14 protein-coding genes are annotated in these 18,267 nt (G+C 69.5%); 8 read left to right on the plus strand and 6 right to left on the minus strand.

Annotated elements, in window-relative coordinates:
* Nucleotides 1-71 precede the first annotated feature (71 nt).
* Nucleotides 72-797 carry an SDR family oxidoreductase gene (locus ACGFIK_RS26095; protein WP_327025738.1) on the plus strand — a complete coding sequence of 242 codons (726 nt, stop codon included), beginning with the start codon at nt 72-74 and terminating at the stop codon, nt 795-797.
* Nucleotides 798-859: 62 nt separating this feature from the next.
* On the opposite strand, the gene ACGFIK_RS26100 is transcribed toward ACGFIK_RS26095, so the two are convergent.
* From ACGFIK_RS26100 to ACGFIK_RS26115, 4 genes are all read right to left on the minus strand, one after another.
* Complete coding sequence (locus ACGFIK_RS26100) at nt 860-1,963, minus strand: arabinogalactan endo-beta-1,4-galactanase (RefSeq protein ID WP_393341858.1); 1,104 nt, start codon at nt 1,961-1,963, stop codon at nt 860-862.
* Between the two features lie 160 nt (nt 1,964-2,123).
* Nucleotides 2,124-5,405, minus strand: a complete 3,282-nt coding sequence (locus ACGFIK_RS26105) for an NACHT domain-containing protein (protein WP_393341861.1) — start codon at nt 5,403-5,405, stop codon at nt 2,124-2,126.
* Between the two features lie 43 nt (nt 5,406-5,448).
* Nucleotides 5,449-6,777: a TIGR04013 family B12-binding domain/radical SAM domain-containing protein gene (locus ACGFIK_RS26110; protein ID WP_393341863.1), complete on the minus strand. Its 1,329-nt coding sequence runs from the start codon at nt 6,775-6,777 to the stop codon at nt 5,449-5,451.
* 77 nt (nt 6,778-6,854) lie between these two features.
* A complete protein-coding gene (locus tag ACGFIK_RS26115; RefSeq protein ID WP_327025741.1) occupies nt 6,855-7,850 on the minus strand; it encodes a sugar phosphate isomerase/epimerase in 996 nt (331 codons plus the stop codon).
* Between the two features lie 320 nt (nt 7,851-8,170).
* Here ACGFIK_RS26115 and ACGFIK_RS26120 point away from each other — a divergent pair, with 320 nt between their 5' ends.
* Nucleotides 8,171-9,238 (plus strand): hypothetical protein, encoded by a 1,068-nt coding sequence (locus ACGFIK_RS26120; RefSeq protein WP_393341865.1) that lies wholly within the window; start codon nt 8,171-8,173, stop codon nt 9,236-9,238.
* Between the two features lie 72 nt (nt 9,239-9,310).
* On the opposite strand, the gene ACGFIK_RS26125 is transcribed toward ACGFIK_RS26120, so the two are convergent.
* Both ACGFIK_RS26125 and ACGFIK_RS26130 read right to left on the minus strand, forming a co-directional pair.
* Nucleotides 9,311-9,574, minus strand: a complete 264-nt coding sequence (locus ACGFIK_RS26125) for a hypothetical protein (protein WP_393341868.1) — start codon at nt 9,572-9,574, stop codon at nt 9,311-9,313.
* A 265-nt stretch (nt 9,575-9,839) separates the two neighbouring features.
* Nucleotides 9,840-10,373, minus strand: coding sequence for a DUF4352 domain-containing protein (locus ACGFIK_RS26130; RefSeq protein WP_327025744.1), 534 nt, complete (start codon nt 10,371-10,373; stop codon nt 9,840-9,842).
* A 105-nt stretch (nt 10,374-10,478) separates the two neighbouring features.
* Here ACGFIK_RS26130 and ACGFIK_RS26135 point away from each other — a divergent pair, with 105 nt between their 5' ends.
* The 6 genes from ACGFIK_RS26135 to ACGFIK_RS26160 all read left to right on the plus strand — a co-directional run bounded on the left by ACGFIK_RS26135 (nt 10,479) and on the right by ACGFIK_RS26160 (nt 18,020).
* Nucleotides 10,479-12,380 (plus strand): N-6 DNA methylase, encoded by a 1,902-nt coding sequence (locus ACGFIK_RS26135; RefSeq protein WP_393341871.1) that lies wholly within the window; start codon nt 10,479-10,481, stop codon nt 12,378-12,380.
* Nucleotides 12,381-12,489: 109 nt separating this feature from the next.
* Complete coding sequence (locus ACGFIK_RS26140; protein WP_327025747.1) at nt 12,490-12,906, plus strand: YbaB/EbfC family nucleoid-associated protein; 417 nt, start codon at nt 12,490-12,492, stop codon at nt 12,904-12,906.
* Nucleotides 12,896-13,225, plus strand: a complete 330-nt coding sequence (locus ACGFIK_RS26145; RefSeq protein ID WP_393341874.1) for a hypothetical protein — start codon at nt 12,896-12,898, stop codon at nt 13,223-13,225. The genes ACGFIK_RS26140 and ACGFIK_RS26145 overlap by 11 nt, the downstream gene beginning before the upstream one ends.
* A 5-nt stretch (nt 13,226-13,230) precedes the next feature.
* Nucleotides 13,231-14,601: a WXG100 family type VII secretion target gene (locus ACGFIK_RS26150; RefSeq protein ID WP_393341875.1), complete on the plus strand. Its 1,371-nt coding sequence runs from the start codon at nt 13,231-13,233 to the stop codon at nt 14,599-14,601.
* Complete coding sequence (locus tag ACGFIK_RS26155) at nt 14,601-15,011, plus strand: hypothetical protein (protein ID WP_393341877.1); 411 nt, start codon at nt 14,601-14,603, stop codon at nt 15,009-15,011. Before ACGFIK_RS26150 ends, ACGFIK_RS26155 begins: the two co-directional genes overlap by 1 nt.
* A 159-nt stretch (nt 15,012-15,170) precedes the next feature.
* Nucleotides 15,171-18,020 (plus strand): DEAD/DEAH box helicase, encoded by a 2,850-nt coding sequence (locus ACGFIK_RS26160; RefSeq protein ID WP_393341880.1) that lies wholly within the window; start codon nt 15,171-15,173, stop codon nt 18,018-18,020.
* The last annotated feature ends 247 nt before the right edge of the window (nt 18,021-18,267 follow it).

Here is an 18,267-nt window from a genome sequence, read left to right on the forward strand (position 1 = left end):
CCGTAGTCGACGCAGGGCCGGACCCGGCCCAGCGAAACCGGAGCAGACCCATGCAGGGAGCAATGATCCCGATGAACATCGCCGACCAGATCGCCCTAGTCACCGGCGCCAACCGGGGCATCGGCCGCCAGTTCGTACTCGAACTGCTGGCGCGTGGGGCGCGCAAGGTGTACGCCACCGCCCGTCACCCCGAGACCCTGGGCTTCGACGACCCCCGGGTGGTGCCGCTGCGACTCGACCTGCTCGACCACGACACCATCCGCGCGGCCGCGGCCACCGCGACCGATGTCACCCTCCTGGTCAACAACGCCGGCATCGCCACCGGCGCCCAGCTGGTCACCGGCGACCTGACCGAGGTACGCCGGGAAATGGACACCCACTTCTGGGGCACCCTTGAGATGATCCGGCAGTTCACCCCGGTGCTCGCCGCAGGCGGCGGAGGCGCGATCGTGAACGTGCTGTCCGCCCTGTCCTGGTTCGCCGCCCCGGGCACCGGCTCCTACTCGGCAGCCAAGGCCGCCGAGTGGAACATGACCAACGCGGTACGCCTGGAACTGGCCCCGCAGGGCACCCTGGTCCAGGGGGTCCTGCTCGGTGCCGCCGACACGACCATGTCGGCCGGTTACGACGGACCCAAGATCGAGGCCCGGGAGGTCCCCCGACTGTCCCTGGACGGCCTGGAAGCCGGTTCGATCGAGGTGATCGTCGACGACTGGACCGCGATGGTGAAGTCCTCCCTGTCGGGAGACCCCGCCCCCTTCTACACCCAGATCACCGAACTCCTCGGCGTCAACTGACCGCCGCTGCCGCCTCACCAGGAGGGCCCGGCGGTGTCGTGCGCCGGGCCCCCTGAGGTGGGTCAGGGACTCCAGACCACGTGCGGGTTCACCTGCCCGGTCCAGTTGAAGACGGCCATGTTGTCCCAGCCGTTGCCGGTGCCGTTGATGTCCGCCGGATCCCAGCCGTTGCCCCGGATCGCGTACCAGGTGGGCTCCCAGTAGAAGACCCCGACCCCACCGGCATTGCGTACGGTGTTCTGCACCCAGCTGAACTGCTGTGCCTGTCCGGCCCAGGTGGCCGGGATGTTGTCACACAGCACCGTGCCCGGGATCGCGTTGCCCTGATGGTCGGCGTTGGCGGTGGTGAACTGGTACGCGGTCTCGGCGAGCACGACCGGCTTGCCGTAGCGGGACCGCAGGTCGGCGACCACGTTGTACAGGTTCGCCAGGGAGCCGTGCCACATGCAGTAGTAGGACAGGGCGGTGACATCCCAGGTCACCCCCTGGGCCCGGATGCCGTCGTAGAACCAGCGGGCATTCGCCATGCTGTCCGCGTTCGCGGTGTGGATCCACACCTGGGTGCCGCTGTTGCAGTCCTTGGTGGCCCGGTAGCCCTGCTTGAGCAGGCTGGCCAGCGGGGCGAAGTTGTTGTTGACCACCCGTCCGGCCGGCCACAACATGCCCACGTTGATCTCGTTGCCGATCTGCACCGCGTCCGGGGTGGTGCCCTGCGCCTTCAGGGCGGTGCACACCTCGTGGGTGTAGGCGTAGACGTCGTTCTGCAACTGGCTCAGCGAGTGGTTGGCCCAGGCTGCGGGCGGATACTGCTTGCCCGGGTCGGCCCAGGTGTCCGAGTAGTGGAAGTCGATCAGGAGCTTGAAGCCCTTGGCTTTGATCGTCCTGGCCTGCTGGAGCACCTTGGCCTTGTTGTTGTAGCCGCTGACCGGGTTGTTCCAGATCCGCAGCCTCAGGTAGTTGACCCCCTTGGCGGCGAGGATGTCGTACGGGTCGGCCTGCGCGCCGGAGGCGTCGTAGTACCGGGCCCCTAGGTCCAGACTGCGTTGCAGGGAGGAGACGTCCGCGCCGCGCATGGTGAGGGTGTTGGCCGCCTGCGCGGGGACGGTCAGGGCCAGCGGGGCCGCGAGGACGACCACCGCCAGGACGGCCCGGAGGGACGGTTTCATGGCGCTCCTTCACATGGAGGATGCGATGCCCGCCCGGAGAGCGGGCACGTCCGGCGGTCCCGCCGGACGGTTCTGGGACCAGGTGAGGTGGTGGTGGGTCAGCCGGCCGACTACGGTGGCGGCCCAGGCCCAGACAGCCGATCCCGGTGTACGCCCCGCGTCAGCCGGACTCGCCGCTGCCCGCTCCATTGTCCCCGGTGTGGCCGAACAGGATGTCGGCGATTTCCGGGGCCGTCCGTTCCAGTTCCGCTCGGCGTTCGGTCGCGCCAAGCGCAAGGGCCAAGTCATCAAGGCGCGTACGCCTGGCTCCACTGCCAAGGACGATCGCTCGTAGCGCCTTGACAAGCACATGCTCGTCGATGCCGTGTGGGTTATCTTGGATCAGGTACGAGACCAGCAAGGCTCCGTACTCGCCATCGGCGGCCCTGGAGTCGACCAGGCACTCAATCGCGGAGCCGGCCGCGCGTGCAGTCATCCATTCCTCGTTGATCAGCAGAGTAACCATCTCACCAACCGCAGCCGGCGGTAGGCGATGCGCCTCGGCGCGCATGGTGCTCAGCACCATCTCCGTGGCGTCCCTGACTGCCCGAGTGGTTCGATCGCCGATCTGGGCCAGGTCTGTCACGGCGGAGCAGGCATCCGTGTAGGCGGCGACCAGATCCTCCGCGGGGGCGTTCAGCGAGACCGCCAGCCACATCCGGATGAGGGTGTGCGCCATCGACTGGTGGCCGCCGGAGGACCGCTCCCCGAACTCAGTCAATGCCGTGGGTATCCGGTGAATCAGCGGCTCCAGGGCATGCAGCAGAACGTCATCGCTCACATGGTTGCTCAGCTGCATGGACCGGAGCGCGGGCGGTAGCTCGACGGCGGCCCGGAAGACCTCCGCCTGGCTCTCGTCCGGATTCAGCCCGTTGATCCAGCGGACATCGATCGCCTCCGGGAGATCCGCACTTGAGTCGCGAGTGTGCTCGACGACGATGTCCCGGCGGCCCTCGTGCCAGGTGCGGGTGACCTTGAGAGCCTGCATGGTCTCCAGCCAGATGCCGCCGGGAACGGCGGCCTGCCACTGCAAGGCCGAGTTGCGCAGCCAACTGGCGGGGTCGGTGGTGCGGGTGAACAACTCCGAGGCCCGCACTGCACCACCGCAGGCCAGGGTCAGCAGGAACAGGTTGAACGAGTAGGTGGCCAACCAGTGGTCGATGCGCTTGTCGACCGGGCGGTACCGGCTCTCGACATACTGCGGGCGGGTCATGGCCGCCGAGGCGCGGCCTGTTAGCCAGGTGCGGATGCGGTCGCGGTCGGGGGTGTCGAGCAGGCCGGCGATGAACGTCAGGATGGTGGCGCGGGCAGTCAGGGGAGTAAAACCGAGCAGGGACCCCAGCAGGTCGTCGTCATGCGAGGGGCCCAGGCGCAGGGCCAGGGTGCTCGCCGCCTCCCGCGCCTCGGTGTCGCGGACGGCCTGCACGACCAGCCGGGCCACGAGATACTCGCCGAAGGTGGCGTGCAGAAACTCGTACGTCTGGCGGGTCTGCTCCTCCTGGACGGCCTGGGCGCGCTGGATGAAGAAGAAGCGCCCGATCATCTCCTGACCGACCGTGACCGGGCGGTGGAAGGTCTCGGTGCGGCCTGGGTGTGAGGGGGAGATTCCGAGGCCGGTCAGGTCCTCGTCGAGTTCACTCTCGGTGGCCCACAGCCGCAGGCGGTGGAACATGGCGAAGGCCACCACCGACAGGCGCAGCAGCTCCTGCTCCACCAGCCCCGGCAGGGCCGAGTCGGGCTGTCCCGCGTGTACCCGGCGCACCTCACGCTCGGCGAAGGAGGTCAGCAACCGTTCGTAGAGTTGGCCGTCGTCGAGGGCGGCGGCATCGTCGCGCAGCGCGTTGCCGGTGGCGTCGTAGAGGGCGAGCATGAGCAGCAGCAGCGGCTGCTCGGCCAGGTGGCGGAAGCGGAGCACCACCTCCGGCGACAACGGCTTGGCGGGTCGAGCGGTGTCGTTCCAGACAGTCAGCCAGCGTCTGATCTGCGCCTCGTCGAAGGGCTCCAGGCGTACGGCCAATGCGCCCACGGGCAGACGGGCCCGGTCCGCCACCGCGATGCGGGTGGTGACCATGACCGCTACCGGGCGGCCCAACGCTGCTTCCCGCTGCTGGAACTTCACGACCCGATGCAGGTAGTCGGACTGGTGCAGCCCGGTGGCCTGAAGGAGTTCGTCGAAGCCGTCGAGCAGGATGACCGGCAGGGCACCGGCGGCGTCACGGGAAAGCTCCGCCCAGGAGACCGTCTCGCCGATCGCCCGGCGCAAAGCCTGTTCCACCTGGTCCTGAATCTCGGCCTCGGCGGACACCTCGCGCAACGGCACCCGGCAGACGAAGAAGTCCCCCGGGGGCAGACGGGCGGCGAGGATGCGAGTCAGTGAGGTCTTCCCGGCACCCGGTTGACCGAGCAGCAGCATCGGCGCCTCGGTGGCCTGGGTGGTGGTCAGATGGGCGGCGAGGAATCCGGCGAAGTCGTCGCGTTCGTCGACGCCGGCCCACCACTGTTCGTCCGCTGGACGGGCAGCCGAATCGGCGGTCCGAACCCGAAAGAGCGGATCAACGTACGCCGCCCTGAGGGTCGGCACGGGCAGTTCCCCGGCGTCACCGCCGAGAACGGGACGGTCTAACTCGGCACGATAAGCTTGGGACAGGGCGGCCCGGTGCAGGCCCGGAACCCGCCCGGTGCCGACCCGCAGCAGCAGCGCCTCCAGACGTTCCAGACCCCGGGCGGCGGCCCGCGCCTCAAGCCGATCGGCCCAGAGGGCGAACTCGGGAATCTCCTCGGCGAGGCGACGATGGATCTCGTCGTAGCGATCCACCGCCGCACCGGGCAGCCGCTGGTCGAGCAGTTCCACCACCGCCCGACGCGCACGCTCGTCGGCGTCGTCCCACGCGGCCAGCCCGGTGAGGTGACGGCTCATCCGCGTCGCCTGCGCGGAGAACCAGTCCTCCAAGGCGGCCAGCAGGCCCCGATACGTAAGGTCGGGCGCCGGCAACGGCACAGGGGTACGCAGGAAATGGTCGACCAGGGTGCCCTCGTCGCGACCGGCGGCGAAGTCGAGTTGGTCCTCCCGGGTGAACTCCGGCCTGCCGAGACCCGCCGCGGTCAGGCATTCGTCCAGTTTCTCGAAGAACGCGGTGATCGCCAGGACGGTGTGGGCGGCTTGGAGCAACTCACTGCGCTCGTGCCGCCCCAACCCACGTACCGATTCATTGAGCTTGGCCGTGACCAGGCTGCCGAGTCGGCTCACCTCGGGCTTGATATCGAAGAAGCTGCTAGCGATGTCGCTACCACCTGCGGTGGCGACGGCGAGCGCACCACCGAACAGGTTGTCGACGGCCTTCGCCAATGGGCCGGAGCCACCCAGGATCTTCACGGCGTCGGCATAGGACAGACGATGCGGCATCCCCACATGGTGACGCATCAATCAAGCGCTACCGAGGACCTTCTCAGTCCGGCGTCTCGCATCTCCGGACCTGGGGCAGGATGGTGCGGCTGCGTCCGGGGCGGGGGTACGCCTCGGCGGCGGCGGCCAGTCGGGCGGCGTGTTCGCGTTGTTTCTGCCAGTGGCCGTAGAGCGCGCCGCGTTGGGAGAGGCGGTCGACCTGGCGGATGGTGTCGGGGTCCACATCGCCGGGTGGAGCGTCGCGCCAGGGGGTACCGGGCAGCGGCATGAAGGTGTGGGCATGGATGCGGGCCCCGACCTCGGCCAGTTCGCCGGCCAGGCGCAGCGAGTCGGCGACGTCCTGTTCGTTCTCACCGGGCATACCGAAGATCATGTCTACGTTGATCCGGAAGCCTTCCTCGATGCCGAGACGGGCCGCCCGTTTGACCTCCTCGACCCCGTGGCCGCGTTTCGCGGCGTCCAGAACCCGGTCGGAGCCGGACTGGGCGCCGACGATGATGTTGTTGTTGGCGCAGTACTTCTTGACCAGCCGCAGGGCGGCCCGGCTGACGTGCTCGGGTCGGATCTCGCTGGGGAAGGAGCCGAAGAAGACCCGCCCGTCGGGACCGATGCCCTCCTTGCAGGTGGCCAGCAGTTCCTCGACGGCGTCGAGGTTCGGTTCCTCATCCTGACTGCCGTAGCTCAACGCGGTCGGGGTGATGAACCGGACGTCCCGCAGTCCACGGGCCCGCATCTGGTCGACATGCCACCGCACGTTCGACACACTGCGGTGCCGGAACTTCGCGGAGAACATGAAGGGGGTCTGGCAGAAGCGGCAGGAGAAGACACAACCCCGGGTGATCTCCAAGGCGTTGAATCGGTCCCACTTCAGTGAAAAGCCCCGGAAGTCGTCGAGGGGGCGCCGCTGCGGTCGCCCGGTGCGCACCACGGAGCCGGTGGCGTCGCGGTACACCAGCCCGGTGATGCCGGTGGGGTCGCCGACGGCGTCCACCAGGTGCAGCAGGGTGGTCTCACCCTCGCCGACCGCCGCCATGTCCCACCCGGCGTCCAGGGTCTGCACCGGCTCAGCCGTGGCGTGCACCCCACCGGCCAGGTGGGTGACGTTCGGGGCGTCGGCCAGGGCCCGGATCTCGGCCAACTCCTGGGCCAAAGCGTGGGCGTCGGGGGAGTAGAACGACCACAGCACCAACACCCGGCTCGCGGTGGCGGCGGCGTCCCGGATGTGCGCGGCGGTGGTCGCCGGGGTGTCGCCGAACCGCACCTCGTACCGGGTCGAGGTCTGGTGGGTCTCCAACGCCCCGAGCAGGACATGGAAGCCGTACGTCACCGCCTTGCGGTAGCGCAGCACCAGCACCAGTTCGGCAGCCTCCATGGCGGCGATTGTGTCAGGGGCCCCCGCCGGCGACGGGCACCGGGCCGGACGCGCGGCCCGGTGCCCGTCGGTGCAGGTCAGTAGCGCAGGTTGCGCAGGTAGCGGTAGCCGACCTCGGCGGTCTGCTGGGGCGTCACATCGGGGGTGTCGTTCTCCACGATGTACTCCTGCACCTGGTGGCCCCGGAAGATCCGGGCGAAGTCGATCATCCCGGTGCCCAGGTCGGCCATGTCCCCGTCGGCGGCGTGCCGGTCCTTGACGTGGTACTGGAGGACCTGCTGGGGTGCGCGACGGATCACCTCCAGGGTGAAGCCCTCCGGGTCGGCCGCCCCGGCGCCGGACTCGATGCCCCCGGTGACCGCCCAGTAGATGTCGATCTCCAGGTGCACCAGCTTCGGGTCGAGCTCCGCGGTCAGGATGTCCCAGGGGGTACGCCCACCACCGAGGTCGATGGTGAACTCGTGGGCGTGGTTGTGGTACCCGTACCGCAGGCCCGCCTTGCGCGCCGCCGTGGCCTCGGTGTTCATCTGCTCCGCCCAGCGCTTCCAGTCGTCGGCGCTTTCCGAGTAGAGGTACGGCACCACCAGGTACTTCTGGCCCAGGGTGACCGCGTCCTGGATCTTCTGCCGCAGCGCGGCGGGGTCGGCGCTGATCCCGTCGTGGCTGGAGCTGGCCTTGACCCCGATGCCGTCGAGGAACCGGCGTAGCTGACCGGCGCTGCGACCGAAGTAGCCCAGCGCCAGCTCCACCCGGGGGTAGCCGATGCGGGCCAGGTGTCGAAGGGTGGCGTCGTAGCCCGGTGCGCCGTTCAGCGCGTCACGCACCGTCCACAACTGGATGCTGATCAGACCCGGCGGCACCGGACGCCGCCCCGGGTGCCCCGGCCCGTGCCCGTGACCATGCCCGTGACCGGGTCCGTGACCATGCCCGTGTCCGGGGCCGGCGGTCGCGGCGGTCGCACCGGAGGCGGCCAGCCCCACACCGGCGGCGACCGCCAACGAACCACGCAACAGACCCCGCCGGTCCATGCCGGATCGCCGCAGCGCGGCATCGCCGTCGTACCCGTAACACATGTGGCACTCCCTTCGTGGTGCGTGGACCTGGCCGAGGTCGCTTCAGGGCCGGCCGGCACCTCGATCGGTGGTACGGCCTCGCACCCGGAATGACCAAGGTGGTGGTGGTCGGCCAGGGTGGAACTTTTCGGATCGACAATAGGCGATGTCAAGGATTCGGCGGGGGAGTGTGGCGGGCAGGCGGGGCCCGGGTCCGCACTAATTGACAGACACCTATCAATTCGGTGCTCCGGCGGCGATCCTGTCCCTACTGGTCTCGTCGCTCGAAGGGAGCACGCATGATCAAGGTTCGCGGGGGATGCCGGCGTCTCGCAGTCACGGTGGGAGCCGCGCTGATCCTCACGCTCGCGCCCATCGCCACCGGGCCGGCGTACGCCGACGCCCAGGTCGGGACGTACACCATCGGCAGGAACTTGACCCTCTACAGGTCGACCTGGGGCGCGCCGGTGGCGGTGCACCGCGACCCGGCCGCGCTGCCCGGATCCGCTGTTGCCCTGCTCGGGTCCGGATCCACCGTTCCTCGGGTGTTCGCGATCAACGCGAGCGGCGCTCTCGTCATGTGGAGCACTTCGACCGGCGCGGGCGGGCAGACGAGCGTGGAAGGACCCGGCGGCCAGGCCCTGCCCGGGACGTCGGTCACCGCAGCCGGAACGGAGGTCTTCTTCGTCGGCCGCTACGGGGCGATCTACAACAAGTCATACCGAGGCGGTACGCGGGTCGGCCCCCGACAGATCACCGCGGTCGGTGTCGCCGCACCCGGTGCGGTTGTCGCCGCGATCCCGGGAAGCACCGTCGGGGTGGCCTTCGTCGGCATCGACGGGGCGGTGCGGGTGGTCCGGCAGAACAGTGCCGGCACCTGGATGACCTCCCTGGCCAGTCCACCGAACTTCGCCGTACCCGGTGGCGGGCTCGCCGTGGTCGGCAACGCGGCCGGGATGGTCACCGACACCGACGGGCGGATCTGGCAGGTCAGGCTTACCGGTGGTCCGGTACCCGACCCATGGCAACCGGTGGCGGTCGCCGGTGTCGGGGCCGCACCCCCCGGGGCCCACCTCGCCACGGGCCTGTTCTCCAACTCCCTGGCCGTCGTCATGTTCGCCGGTGAGGACGGCGCCATCCGGGCCACCTCCAATGTCAACGGAACCTGGCACGAACCGACCCCGGTCACCAACGCCGGAGTCGCCATACCCGGAAGACCGATCGCCCTCACCGTTCATGGTGATCACCTGCACGGCGACTGGTGCGGCAACAGCCTGGCCTGGCAGGTCCGCATCCCGAGGCCGGTTCCCTGGCCCGGCCCGCACCCCGAGCCGTGGAACGCCACCACCTACTCCTTCCAGGCCCCCAACATCCAACCCGGCGGCCACCTGGCCAGCCTGCTGCTTTGAGAGCGGCAAATTCGGCCGCCGCCCGATCGGACGGCGGCCGAAGCAGTTGCGGATGACCACCGGTGCGGCCCGTCAGCGCTGGGCGGCTCGCAGGTGGCGGATCAGGACCTCCACCGGGATGCCCAGCACCCCGGCCAGCAGGACCATCGGCTCCGGGTGTCCCCGCGCGTTCAGGTCCTCGTAGATCGCCAGCAGGCCGCGTAATCGGACTTCGGCGTCCTCGGGCCGGTGCGGTAGTTCGGCGAGGCGTTCCTCGACGAACCGGCGGGCCGTGATCTGGTCCCCGCCGACCCCGAGGAACTCCTTCGGCGGCTGCCGATCAGGCTGCTTCGACACGGCGTACCCCGCTCAGCCATCGATGCGGTGGGCGTCGGTCCGGCCCGGGGCCCAGCCGGGGCCGGCCCAGCCACCCTCTCCGCCACGGACACCACGCTGACGAACGACGGGCAGATGCGATTCCATCGGTTGCTCCTTCCGATGCTGCGGGCAGGACGATGCGGTGCGGGACGGGGTGGGGTGGTCGGCTCGCCGGGGCCGGGGCCGGGGCCGGGGCCGGGGCCGGGGCCGGTGACGGTGACGGTGACGGTGACGGCCCGGCCGGTCAGTCGAGGGCGACGGTGACGCCGCCGGAGAACGGCGAGTCGTGCAGCTCGAGCTTGGTGAGCTTGACCTTCTTGGGGATGTCGAAGACGACCACGCCGGTCACCTGGTTGCCGGGGTTGATGTCGTTGAGGAAGGTCTCGGCGTTCTCGTTGGCGTACAGGCCGGCGGCCCCGTCGGCGGAGTACTCCGTCCCGTCGGCCGAGTACGCCTTCTGGCTGCTGCCGTCGAACATCTGCGACTCCTTGCCGATGTTCTTGACCTTGAGGGTGACCAGGCAGAACTGACCCTGGGCGGTGGCGCCGAGCAGGTCGCTGCCGACCTTGCGTACGCCGCACTTGGCCGACTTGACGGTGAACTCGAACTTGCCGTCGCGCGCCGGGTCGCCGATCTTGGCCACCTTCTCGGCCTGCTTGTCGGCCTTCGCCTCGCCGTCGCCGCCGCTGGTGTCACCGGCTCCCTCGGTGGTGGCGGCACCGCAACCCAGCCCGACCAGGGCGGTGGCGAGCAGGGCGATCAGCGTGGTCTTGCGCATTGTTTTCCTCCTGGTTCCGGTGTGGCGACGTCAATAAGAGCATCATCTGTGAACAGTGTCAACAAGCATGATGGTTGACAGGCGTGACACACTACGGAGGTGCAGGTGAACCCGACCATCACGGCGGCCGAGATCGCCCGGCTAGCCGGGGTGGGACGAGCCGCCGTCAGCAACTGGCGCAAACGGCACCCCGACTTCCCCGCCCCGGTCGGCGGAACGGCGGCCAGCCCCGAGTTCGACCTGATCCAGGTCGAACAGTGGCTCCGCGACCAGGGAAAGCTCGCCGACCAGTCCACCGCCGACCGGCTCTGGCGGCGCCTGGCCCCGGCCGGTGAATCCCCGGCCGCCGCCCTGGCCGCCGTCGGCGCCGTCCTGCTGGCCCGGCAACGCGGCCAACGTCCCCGCGCCCTGGCGCCGTACCTGAAACCACTGCTGCCCGACCTCGACGCCCTGGTCGACGAACACGGCCCCCAAGGGGCCTTCGACGAGCTGTGGCAACGCTTCAGCGCACCCGGTCCCGCCCGGACCTTCGCCACCCCCGACGACCTGGCCGACCTGATGGTCGCCCTGGCCGAGGTCGGCGGCGGCACCGTCCTGGACCCCGCCACCGGCTCCGGGGCCCTGCTGCGCGCCGCCGTCCGGGCCGGCTGCACCACCGCCTACGGCCAGGAACTCGACGAGGACCTGGCCCGGCTCGCCGGACTCTGGCTGGCCCTGCGCGAGGTACCCGGGGAGGTGCAGATCGGTGACTCACTGCGCGCCGACGCCTTCGCCGGGCACAGCTTCGACGCCGTGCTCTGCCACCCACCCTTCGGCGCCACCAACTGGGGCGACGAGGAACTAGGGCACGACCCACGCTGGATCGTCGGCACCACCCCGCGTACCGAACCCGAACTGGCCTGGGCCCAACACGCCCTGGCCCGCCTGCGGACCGGCGGGCACGCCGTACTGCTGATGCCCCCCACGGTGGCCAGCCGCCGCGCCGGGCGACGCATCCGCGCCGAACTGCTGCGCCGCGGCGCCCTGCGCGCCGTCATCGCCCTGCCCCCCGGAGTGGCCGCGCCGCACGGCGTACCGCTGCATCTGTGGGTGCTGCGACGCCCCGCGCCGGACGCGCCACCACCGGCGCGGACCCTGCTTGTCGACGCCGCCGAGGGCGACCTGGCCGCTACCGCGCCCCGGATCCTCGCCGCCTGGCGGGCCTTCCACACCGACCCCGAGGCCGAGGAACCCGGCTTCGCCCGCGCGGTACCGGTGATCGAACTGCTCGACGAGGAGGTCGACCTCACCCCCGCCCGTCGCCAACCCGCCGTCGAGGGCAGGACCGCCGAGCATCTGGTACGCACCAGAGACCGCCTAGCCGCCCTCGTCGGCGACCTGTCGGCGCTGATGCCGCAGGTCACCCCCGCACCGCCGGGCCCGGAAGGGGAGTTCCTGACGGTGGCGGAGCTGGCCCGCTCCGGTGCCCTGCACCTGATCGGCCCGATCCGCGCGGCCTCGACCGAGACGGGTGAACCGGCCGGGGAAGGGCTACCGGTGCTGACCGTGTCGGATGTGCTCGCCGGTGAACCCCCCTCCGGCCACGACGACGGCGGGCTGGGCCAGCAGATCCGACTGGCCGTCGGCGACGTCGTGGTGCCGATGGTGGCCCGGCAGCTCACCGCCCGGGTGGTGACCGCCGAAGGGGCACTGCTGGGCCGCAACCTGTATCTGCTGCGACCCAACCCGGCGGCCCTGGACCCCTGGTTCCTGGCCGGTCAACTACGCACCACGACCAACGAGAGACAGGCGTCGAGCCTGTCCGGCACCCTGCGCTTCGACATCCGGCGGGCCCAGGTACGCCGACTGCCGCTGGAGGAGCAACGCGCCCAGGGGGAGGCCTTCCGCCGGCTGAACGCCTTCGAGTCGGCGATCCGACAGGCCGCGACCCTCGGCGCGGAACTGGTCCAGTTGACAGCCGACGGCCTGGCCCGAGGCACGATCCGGTCAGCGGACGAACCAGCCTGATTCCATCCCGGGAGATCCGCTGGAGCGACCGTTTGCGCACCTGGCGGTCTCCGACTGTGGTGCACTGTGGAGGAACGGCAACCGGCGACCACGGATTCTCGGGAGTGTGATGCTCGGTCGGAGCCCGGACGAGGCGCAGGAGTGGTTGCATTCGTGGACGGCACAGGTCTCCGCTCAGGCACAGGCAGCCGCCGAGTTGTCTGACCGGGTCGCGCGCCTCACTGCCACGGCTACCGGGGCAGACGGCGCGGTGCGCGTCACGGTAGCCGCCTCCGGCGCACTGACCGACCTGAGATTCGACGATCGGGTACGCCAGATGCGGGGTGCCGATCTCGCCGAGATCGTGATGACGGCCATCGCCCGAGCACAGGCCAGCGTCACCACGCAGGTGGCAGCGGCGGTCCACGACACCGTCGGCGCCGACTCGGAGACTGGCCGGGCCGTGGTCGATTCGTTCGCGCGGCGATTCCCCGGGCCACCGGAGGAGCGGACGAACCGGCAGCGGGAGGCGGCCTATGACTGGTGACCGTGGAATGCGGATTCCGGGTACGGCAGTGCACCGATACGCCGCAGCAGTGGACGAGGCTGCGGGGCGGATGGAGACCGCACGCGGCGCGGCCGCTCAGGTGCACCTGGGCGCAGAGGCGTACGGGCAGATCGCGGCCTTCCTGCCCCGGCTGATCGACCCGCTGGGGGATCAGGTGGTCTCCGCCCTCGGCGAGACAGCGACGGCCCTGCGGGAGACGGCGACAAGTCTCCGGCACGTCGCCACCACCACGGCCTTGACCGACCACGGCAATGCGCGGCGGATCCGCGCCTCCGGTCACCTGGAGCTGCCACTGTGACCGAGGTGGCCGCCAATCCCCTGGTGGCACCCCGCATCGACTCGACCCGCTGGTATTCCGGGCTAGGGCTGGTCGAGGAGATCAACGGCACGGTGGCGGGCATCGAGTCAGGTAGTTGGATCGACACCACGATCGGCGGCGTGGCCACCTCCCTGGACGCGCTGGCGACCGTGCTCGATCCGCTCGGCTCAATGCTCAGCTGGGGTGTCGGCTGGCTGCTGGAGCATGTGAAGCCGCTGTCGGACGCGCTGGACTGGCTGGCCGGAGAACCCGACCAGATCACCGCCTACGCACAGACCTGGCGCAATGTCGCCGCACAGAGCGCGGGCGCGGCGGCCGATCTGCAAACCGCGATGTCCGCCCAACTGGTCGGTTGGGAGGGCGCGTCGGCGCGGGCCTACCAGGAACACGTGACCGGCCAGATACGGGCGATGGGCGGCCTTGCGCGGGCTGCCACCGGCATCGCGTCGTTGGTGGAAGGTGCCGGCCTCCTGGTGGCGCTGACACGCGAGATGGTCCGGGACCTGATCGCCGACTTCGTGTCCGTGCTGGCGGTCAGGTTGCCGCTGTGGCTGGCCGAGACCGGAGTGACGCTCGGCGCCGCTACTCCGCTGGTCGTCTCCCAGGTGGGCAGTCTGGTCGCCAAGTGGGCGGCACGCATCGGCAGGCTGGTCAGCGCCCTGATCAACAGCCTGCGCCACCTGGTGCCGCTGCTGGGGCGGCTGGAGGGTCTGATGGACGAACTGACTCGCCTGCTGCACCGCGCCGCCCGCACCGATCCCACCGCCGCCGACAGCCCTACAGCTGGCGGGACCGTCACGCCGTTCGGCAGTCCAGGGCTGGAGCCGATGGGGCGCCGGTCGGACTGGAGCGATCCGACTGTGCATCCGCAGCCACCGCCACCGTCGGAGGCACAACTGCTCGCGGGTGATCCGGTGTATCACAGGCCGACCAGCACCGCGATCGGCTACGACAGCGCCACGATGAACAACTTCGACATGGTCGGCCCGATCCCCGGCCACCACGATGTGGTGGTGCACGGCGAACGCAACGGCATGTTCCGCCCTGGCCTGCTGGGTGCCGACGGCGGTGACCATCCCTCCGGTTACACCCACCCACAGCAGATCGCCGATGCGATTCGCGCCAACCCGCACTACGACGGCGGGCCGGTCCGACTGGTGGCCTGCCACACCGGAACCGTGGACCCCCAGGCGGGCGTTCCACCGGCGGCGCAGCAGGTAGCCGACGCCCTGGGCGTACCGGTCACCGCGCCTACGGACGCTGTCGGCGTGGACCGGTATGGTCCGGTTGGGCAGACCCCGATGATCCGGGGCGATGGTGAGTGGAAGACCTTCTATCCGAAGAGTGGGCGGTAATGGAGAGCGGTCAGCTGCGCACGGCGGGCATGTTCGTCGAGTTCGGGCCGGTGCGCTCCCCCGAGCCGCAGCAGAGCATCTTCGATTGCGTCACCGACACGGAGCTGCCCGACCTGGCCCGGGTGGTTGGTTACCTGAACTCCGGGTACGTCCTCATCGATGTGATGGATGTCGCCGAAAACCCGTTCGACTCCGGCCAGCAGGTTCTCAACGGGGCAACGGTGCTCACCGACGGTGACTGGCTGTGGCGCAAGGACTTCGCCTACTACGTGCGCCGTCATCGCGTCGCGCTGCCAGAGCAGTTCCTGGCCCTCATTCGGGATCGTGACTACGTCGTGCCGCCTCGCGCGGTGCCGGAGCTGGCGGCGTGTTCACGGCAGGCGCGCGACCTGATGTTCTGGAACAGCTGACCTCCACAACGCGCTGCTGCCGTCCTACCAGGAGTAGGCGATTGTCAGAATCCGGACACCAAGTCCGACGATAGAACCTGCTCTGTGGATTGTCCCGCCTGCAATTGATCTGGTTACCTTGCCGGCTCACGGGTAGGGCGGTGTCGGGGTGATGTGGGAGTGAGAAGCGAGCGCAGGCTCATCAAGGCCGTACAACACGCGCTGGCGCGCGGGCCGATTTCGCAGGAGGCCCTGCTTGTGGCACTGGCCCAAGCGGGCGTACGGACCGACAGCAGCGCCATCTACATCGCCTGCGCCACTCACGGCCTCGCCGATCTTCAGGGCGACACCTGGATACCCCGTGACTGGGCTGCCCCGGCGGTCGAGACGGCGCTCGCACCGCCGGCGCAACGCCCGGCCGAGTCGGCGGCAACCCGCAAGGCCCTCGCGGAGGTGCATCGGCTCGCCGCCTCGATCGGCATCTCCATGGAGGAACCGGTTCCGCCGATCGGACCAGTGCCGGACTCGTGGCCGCGAATCGCCGAGCAGGCCGCCCGAGCGCTACATGAGGAGCTTCGGGCCGTCACCGACAAGCGCACCCTTCAGGATGTGCCGCTCAACAGCGGCCTCGTGGTTGCCGACACGACGACCCGGAAGCTGATGCGCTTCGAGGCCGAAGGTGACCTTGGCGTGGCGGAGGGCGCGCAGGCGACGCTCGTGGTGGACGGGGTGCCGCTGGACGTCGAGGTGGTGTCGGTCTTCGGCAACGTCGTCACGCTGGCAATACCTCCGTCGGCGACGGTGCCGGCGGAGGCATTGCTGCGCTGCGACCTGTCGTGGCTGCTTTCCGCGCAGAGTAAGCGTCTGCGCGAGTTGGTCCAGGGCGGCCCGGGTTTCAACGCCGAGGCAGCGGTGGCCATCTTGGACTCCGGACATGAGCCCGCGCCGCAGGAGCTGCCGGACATAGCTGTTGATCGGCTCAATCAGGGCCAGCGGCACGCCATCCAACTTGGGCTCACCCCCGGTGTCACATGGCTCTGGGGCCCACCCGGAACCGGCAAGACCACCACCATCGGCACCCTCGTCGCGCAGCTCTGCGTACGTGGATCACGTGTTTTGCTCACCGCGCCCACCAATGCCGCAGTCGATGTCGCGGTCCGTGCCGTCCTGGAGGTGATACCTGAGCTTGCCGGGGGTGGCCTGGTGCGCCTCGGGCAGCCTTCGGACACTGCGCTCATCGGGCGCAGCGAGGGGCATGTGCTGATCGACGAGATCGCAGCGAAACGTGGTGAGGTCCTGGCCCGCAAGCGCGTTGACGAAGGCCGGCGGAACCGTGACCTGCGGGATCGGCTCAAGGATTTGGGGCGGCGCCACGCGAGCCTCACCGAGGAGGAGCAGGTACTGCGGCTGGCCTGGGAGCGGGATCTGGCCGACTCCACCGCTCTGCTCCGAGAGCTCGACGAATCTCTTCAACTGGTACGCCGACAGGTGTGCCGCGATGCGGAGGTGGTGGCTGCCACCTCTCATCAGGTTGTGCTGGGGACCCTGCGTGAACTCACCTTCGACGTGGTGATTCTCGATGAGGCGAGCATGACCACGACGGCGCTGGCGCTGTTGGTCGCCGGTGCGGGCAGTGGGCACACCATCGTCGCGGGTGACTTTCGGCAACTGCCGCCGGTCGTGGTTGCCGAGACTGCGCAAGCACGGCAGTGGCTGCGAAACAGCCCGTTCGAGAAGTCTGCCGTCGATGCCGCAGTGGGCAGGGGCGTAGCGCCGGGTCGGCTCACCGCGCTGACGAAGCAGCACCGTATGCGCCAGGACATCAACGCCGTCGTGAGCGCGGCGTTCTATCCGGAAAACCCGCTGATCTCCGCCGAGACGATCTCTGCCAGGCCGCGGAGCAGCAGCGCAGCGTGGGCCGATGGCGAACTCCTGTTGCTGGACACGTCCCGCATCGGTGCCCGTACTGCCCGCAAGCAGGGCATGTCGTCCCGGTACAACCTGATGCACGCACAACTTGTCGCCGGGCTCCTCGCGCAGGCGGGCAGTGAGTTGACCAGCCTGGGCATCATCTCGCCCTTCGCCGCACAGGCCCGACTGCTGGAGTCACTCCTTCCCGACTCGGAGCAGGAGGCATGGGCGGCGTCCACGGTGCACCGCTTTCAAGGTGGAGAGCGGGACATCGTCGTCTACGACACGGTCGACAGCGGTATCGGGGTGCGGCCCCTGCACCGGTGGTTCACCGAGGGCGAATCGGGCGGCGACGGCGCTCGATTGCTGAACGTGGCTGCCAGCCGCGCCCGCGACCACCTGATGGTCATCGCAGCGCTGGATCGGATGCACCGGCAGCGCACCAGCAGGGACGCGGTGTGGCGGTTCTTTGCGACGTTGCTGGAACGAGGTCGGGTCGTGCCGTGGGAGGAGGCTCTCGACAACGAGGTCACCCAGCGGGTGACAGGTGACGTCATCACCCTGATGCGCGATGACCTGGCCGAGGCCGGGTCCGTCGAGATGTGGCTTCCCCGGGCGCCGCTGGTGGGCCTACATCCGTTGATCGCGTCGCTGAAGCTGATCGCCGAACAGGACGTACAGACCGAGCCGGTGACCATCTGGGTCGAGCCGGATCCGGATGGCTACCTGTCGGCCGAGGCGCTGGAGGCCAAACGGAGAGGGTTGAACATCCGACCCTGCCTGCCGATTCTCGAATCCAGCGCCGTGATCGGCGATGTGGTCTGGACGGCTACCGGCTCACTGCTCGGTCCCGACCCGGGTGTGGTGCTGCGGACTCGCCATCCGGCGTTCACGGACGCGGTGCGGCGGGCACAACGCCGTCGCCCCGGCACCGCCCCCGGCAGCGGCCAGCTTGGCGACGAGTGTGGGCGGTGTGAGCGCACGTTGGTGCGGTTCGAGGTGGGACGGCGTGGCCTACCGACGGTTGGCTATGGATGCCCGACCTGCGACAGGGGAGCGGGGCGACAGGTCGCCGACCACAGCATTGCGCGGGAGCGACAACCGAGCCGGCGGCGTTGACCGTGCGTGCTTTCGCCCGAGGTGCGGCACCTGAGTCGGCAATCCGACAGCTGGCTCCATGGCTTCGCGATCCCGCTTCCTAGGCCCACATCCTGTGCCGACAGCTAGGCAGAGGTATGGAGATGTGTCGACTTCTCGGACGGGTGGCCCCACCTCGATGTGAGGAATACTCGCAGGTCCCGCGTGGTCTGCGGATGTGCGCGGTGCGGCGCTCCTTAGGGCATCTGTGGGCATTGGCGACCGTCAT

Origin of the sequence: Micromonospora sp. NPDC048871 (assembly GCF_043198155.1) — a bacterium.
GTDB lineage: Bacteria > Actinomycetota > Actinomycetes > Mycobacteriales > Micromonosporaceae > Micromonospora.

Coding starts and splice junctions, on each gene's coding strand:
- ACGFIK_RS26095 (WP_327025738.1), top strand. CDS start 72: ATGAACATCGCCGACCAGATCGCCCTAGTCACCGGCGCCAACCGGGGC.
- ACGFIK_RS26100 (WP_393341858.1), bottom strand. CDS start 1,963: ATGAAACCGTCCCTCCGGGCCGTCCTGGCGGTGGTCGTCCTCGCGGCC.
- ACGFIK_RS26105 (WP_393341861.1), bottom strand. CDS start 5,405: ATGCCGCATCGTCTGTCCTATGCCGACGCCGTGAAGATCCTGGGTGGC.
- ACGFIK_RS26110 (WP_393341863.1), bottom strand. CDS start 6,777: ATGGAGGCTGCCGAACTGGTGCTGGTGCTGCGCTACCGCAAGGCGGTG.
- ACGFIK_RS26115 (WP_327025741.1), bottom strand. CDS start 7,850: ATGTGTTACGGGTACGACGGCGATGCCGCGCTGCGGCGATCCGGCATG.
- ACGFIK_RS26130 (WP_327025744.1), bottom strand. CDS start 10,373: ATGCGCAAGACCACGCTGATCGCCCTGCTCGCCACCGCCCTGGTCGGG.
- ACGFIK_RS26140 (WP_327025747.1), top strand. CDS start 12,490: ATGCTCGGTCGGAGCCCGGACGAGGCGCAGGAGTGGTTGCATTCGTGG.
- ACGFIK_RS26145 (WP_393341874.1), top strand. CDS start 12,896: ATGACTGGTGACCGTGGAATGCGGATTCCGGGTACGGCAGTGCACCGA.
- ACGFIK_RS26155 (WP_393341877.1), top strand. CDS start 14,601: ATGGAGAGCGGTCAGCTGCGCACGGCGGGCATGTTCGTCGAGTTCGGG.